This is a genomic window from Vibrio sp. 1557 (assembly GCF_033340175.1).
GTDB classification, from domain to species: Bacteria; Pseudomonadota; Gammaproteobacteria; order Enterobacterales; family Vibrionaceae; genus Vibrio; species Vibrio alginolyticus.
Window position 1 is genome coordinate 1 of the sequence record NZ_JAWOVZ010000077.1, and the last position, 804, is coordinate 804.

1 protein-coding gene is annotated in these 804 nt (G+C 39.6%); it reads left to right on the forward strand.

Translation table 11 applies throughout. From position 1 onward, the window contains the following. A partial coding sequence (locus R7070_RS24675; protein WP_318141341.1) for a hypothetical protein occupies nt 1–593 on the forward strand: 593 nt, incomplete at its 5' end. Nucleotides 594–804 lie beyond the last annotated feature (211 nt).

Below are 804 nucleotides of genomic sequence, written 5' to 3' on the forward strand. Positions count from 1 at the left end.
ATCTTAGTCACTTTGATACGCCGTTTCTGATTGGGGATTGGTATTTAATGAATCCGAGGCCCGACGAATCGGCTGAAAACTTCCGAGCGATCAAACTTTCTTTAGGCTCTGATTACACATTCTCCATAGATATTCAGAAAAAAGATTATTCTGTCGATCATTGGGAAGGAATGTATAACGCCAATGAAGACACAATTGTTCTTGGATTGAATACCGATGAGCCCCAAATTTACGCTTACCGAAACAATCACAATACCTTGGATTTAAACGGTGTCACTTTTACTAAAGGGTTATCGAACGCTCTAGCCGGTATTTGGTCAAGCTCTCATGTCTCTGGCGATGGATTGATGGCAAATAACATTAACCACATGGATCTGATTTTGCAGCCTGACTTCGTGTTCTTGTTCCGTGTCTCAAACGAAGCAGGTGAAGAGTCCGTTAAACAAGGCGTGTTTTACACTGAAGACGAGTATTTAGTTCTTTTGTATGAAAACGGCGAGCAGGGCACAACGTACAAACTTAAAGAAAATGAACTCACCATCCAAGATAGTAGTGGTGATATGTATGCCGTACTCACCCGAGTCACACAATGAGTCATTCATATTGTTGATTCTATAAATGAGTATTCATACGGCAAACTTCTAATGTTGAGTAAATGTTAATCAGAAAGCGGAGCTAACCATCAAAAAGCTCCGTTTTTTTATAGAAAGACTTGTATTCTGATACCACAACCCATACAAATAGCTTATATCGTGATACCAGTTAAAGGGTTTGAGACCTGTAAACTGGTATTTTTGTAGTTCG